At 55.2% G+C, this 3,381-nt stretch carries 3 protein-coding genes and 1 tRNA gene; all 4 read left to right on the top strand.

Annotation, left to right across the window (positions count from 1 at the left end; translation table 11 throughout):
• On the top strand, positions 1-138 hold a 138-nt coding region (locus Q7O77_RS15955; RefSeq protein WP_304169612.1), incomplete at its 5' end, for a hypothetical protein.
• A gap of 161 nt (positions 139-299) precedes the next feature.
• A protein-coding gene (prfB, locus tag Q7O77_RS15950) for a peptide chain release factor 2 (RefSeq protein ID WP_099045401.1) occupies positions 300-1,398 on the top strand; the annotation gives its coding sequence in 2 pieces (ribosomal slippage) (positions 300-374 and positions 376-1,398; 1,098 coding nt in all).
• A 9-nt stretch (positions 1,399-1,407) separates the two neighbouring features.
• Positions 1,408-2,925 carry a lysine--tRNA ligase gene (gene lysS / locus Q7O77_RS15945; protein ID WP_085652686.1) on the top strand — a complete coding sequence of 506 codons (1,518 nt, stop codon included), beginning with the start codon at positions 1,408-1,410 and terminating at the stop codon, positions 2,923-2,925.
• Between the two features lie 382 nt (positions 2,926-3,307).
• Positions 3,308-3,381 (top strand) — tRNA-Gly (locus tag Q7O77_RS15940).

Here is a 3,381-nt window from a genome sequence, read left to right as displayed (position 1 = left end):
ATCGCGTTCAACGTCGATACCACGCAGTGGCCGGACAGCAGCGTCCGACAGGTGGAACTGGCGTATAAGCTGGACGTGAACGAGTATCGCGGCAAGCGTTCGGTGCAGCTGTTGATCGAACATTTGTGGCCGCTGTAGCGCGACTTTCTTCTGAATCGAGCGGGCGCGGCGACACCTTTTCGTCGTGCGCGTCTGCTGTTAAAAACTGAACGGATCGCTATAAACCCCGACGTGGATCCGTTACAATTCGCCGTTTGAATACACGTCGTCCCTTTGACCAACAAAAGATCTTAAACATCATGTTTGAAATTAATCCGGTAAAAAACCGAATTCAGGACCTGTCTGAGCGGACAGTGGTTCTGAGGGGGTATCTTTGACTACGATGCCAAGAAAGAACGCCTCGAAGAAGTAAACGCCGAGCTGGAACAGCCGGACGTTTGGAACGAACCTGAACGCGCTCAGGCGCTGGGTAAAGAACGCTCCTCTCTGGAAGCGATCGTCGACACCATCGACCAAATGACGCAGGGGCTGGAAGATGTCTCCGGTCTGCTGGAGCTGGCGGTGGAAGAAGACGACGAAGACACCTTTAACGAAACCTGCGCTGAACTCGACGGACTGGAAAATAAACTCGGCCAACTCGAATTCCGCCGCATGTTCTCCGGCGAGTACGACAGCGCGGACTGCTATCTCGATATTCAGGCGGGTTCCGGCGGTACGGAAGCACAGGATTGGGCCAGCATGCTGGTGCGTATGTACCTGCGCTGGGCGGAAGCCAAGGGCTTCAAAACCGAAATCATCGAAGAGTCCGATGGTGAAGTGGCCGGGATCAAGTCCGCGACCCTTAAAATCATCGGTGATTACGCCTTCGGTTGGCTGCGGACGGAAACCGGCGTGCATCGTCTGGTGCGCAAGAGTCCGTTCGACTCCGGCGGCCGTCGTCACACGTCCTTCAGCTCGGCCTTCGTTTATCCCGAAGTGGATGACGATATCGATATCGAAATCAACCCGGCCGACCTGCGTATCGACGTCTATCGCGCCTCCGGCGCTGGTGGTCAGCACGTTAACCGGACCGAGTCCGCGGTGCGTATTACCCATATACCGACCAACATTGTGACCCAGTGTCAGAACGACCGTTCTCAGCATAAAAACAAAGATCAGGCGATGAAACAGCTGAAAGCGAAGCTGTACGAGTTTGAGATGCAAAAGAAAAATGCTGAAAAACAGGCGCTGGAAGACAACAAGTCCGACATTGGCTGGGGAAGCCAGATTCGCTCTTATGTGCTGGATGACTCCCGCATTAAAGACCTGCGTACCGGGGTGGAAACACGCAACACCCAGGCGGTGCTGGACGGCGATCTGGACAAATTTATTGAAGCAAGTTTAAAAGCGGGGCTATAAGGAATCCACATGTCTGAACCACAATCTCAGGGTGCCGAACAGGCGCAGGATCTTAATAACGAACTCAAAGCGCGTCGCGAAAAGCTGTCCGCTCTGCGTGAAACCGGCGTGGCCTTCCCGAACGATTTCCGTCGCGATACGACGTCCGATCGGCTGCATGCCAGCTACGATGATAAAGATAACGAAGAGCTGGAGCCGCTGGGTCTGGAAGTGACTGTCGCTGGCCGTATGATGACCCGCCGCATCATGGGGAAAGCCTCTTTTGTGACGTTGCAGGACATGGGCGGACGCATTCAGCTGTATGTTTCGCGCGACGATCTGCCGGAAGGCATCTATAACACGCAATTCAAAAAGTGGGATCTGGGCGATATCCTGGGCGCGCGCGGTAAACTGTTCAAAACCAAGACCGGCGAGCTGTCCATTCACTGTACCGAACTGCGCCTGTTGACCAAAGCCCTGCGTCCGCTGCCGGATAAATTCCATGGTCTGGCCGATCAGGAAACGCGTTACCGTCAGCGTTATCTGGACCTGATCGCCAACGACGAATCCCGCAACACGTTCCGCATTCGCTCTCAGGTGATGGCGTCTATCCGCCGCTTCATGGTCGAAAAAGGCTTCATGGAAGTGGAAACGCCGATGATGCAGGTGATCCCGGGCGGTGCCTCCGCGCGTCCGTTTATCACGCATCACAACGCGCTGGATATCGATATGTACCTGCGTATCGCGCCTGAGCTGTACCTGAAACGTCTGGTGGTCGGCGGGTTCGAACGCGTATTCGAAATCAACCGTAACTTCCGTAACGAAGGTATTTCGCCGCGTCACAACCCTGAATTCACCATGATGGAACTTTATATGGCGTATGCCGACTATAAAGACCTGATTGTGTTGACGGAAACGTTGTTCCGCACCCTGACTCAGGACGTGCTGGGCACCACCACGGTGGAATATGGCGATCAGACCTTCGACTTCGGCAAGCCGTTTGAGAAGCTGACGATGCGTGAAGCGATCTGCAAATACCGCCCGGAAACCAACGTGGCGGATTTGGACGATCTGGAAAAAGCGACGGCGATTGCACAGTCTCTGGGCATCAAGATCGAGAAAAGCTGGGGTCTGGGCCGCATCGTGACCGAGATCTTCGAAGAGACGGCGGAAAGCAGCCTGATCCAGCCGACCTTCATTACCGAATATCCGGCGGAAGTATCACCGCTGGCGCGCCGTAATGACGAAAATCCGGAAATCACCGACCGCTTTGAGTTCTTCATTGGCGGCCGTGAGATCGGTAATGGCTTCTCCGAGCTGAACGACGCCGAAGATCAGGCGGAACGTTTCTCTCAGCAGGTCAGCGCCAAAGATGCTGGCGACGATGAAGCGATGTTCTACGACGAAGACTACGTCACTGCGTTGGAACATGGCATGCCGCCGACGGCAGGTCTGGGCATCGGTATTGACCGCATGGTGATGCTGTTTACCAACAGCCACACCATCCGCGACGTCATTCTGTTCCCGGCCATGCGCCCGCAGAAGTAATGACGATGACGGCCTGATTGTATGAGGCTGTCCGTTCTCCGCACGGTGTGATGAATACCGTGCGGAGATGAACGTCTTAGCCCCACGCTCTGCGTGGGGTTTTTCTTTTCTGGACCCGGTAGCGTCGTTCACCGCTATCGTGGGCGCGGTGAGTTTCTCAGCATGGGCAACGGATTTGGCCGGATGCCTGTGGTATCGCGTCGAGGAAGAGAAAGAACCACGGGGCGCGCCGTGGCACGATGGTCGCCAGCGGCCTACCGCAGGACCACTCGTACCTCAGATTCTTTTTTCAGCGCATTTAATTGCTTAAAACGCAGTCAGTTTGACGGGTTTTTATCTTGCCCGGCAAACAGATAGCGCTATAATGCGGGCACTTCTCCGTGCGGGCGTAGTTCAATGGTAGAACGAGAGCTTCCCAAGCTCTATACGAGGGTTCGATTCCCTTCGCCCGCTCCA

The organism is Lonsdalea britannica, assembly GCF_946477055.1.
GTDB classification, from domain to species: domain Bacteria; phylum Pseudomonadota; class Gammaproteobacteria; order Enterobacterales; family Enterobacteriaceae; genus Lonsdalea; species Lonsdalea britannica_A.
This window is presented reverse-complemented; position numbering and strand designations above follow the sequence as displayed.

Excerpts from the sequence above, each read along its gene's own strand:
- lysS (WP_085652686.1), top strand. The coding sequence starts at position 1,408 with ATGTCTGAACCACAATCTCAGGGTGCCGAACAGGCGCAGGATCTTAAT.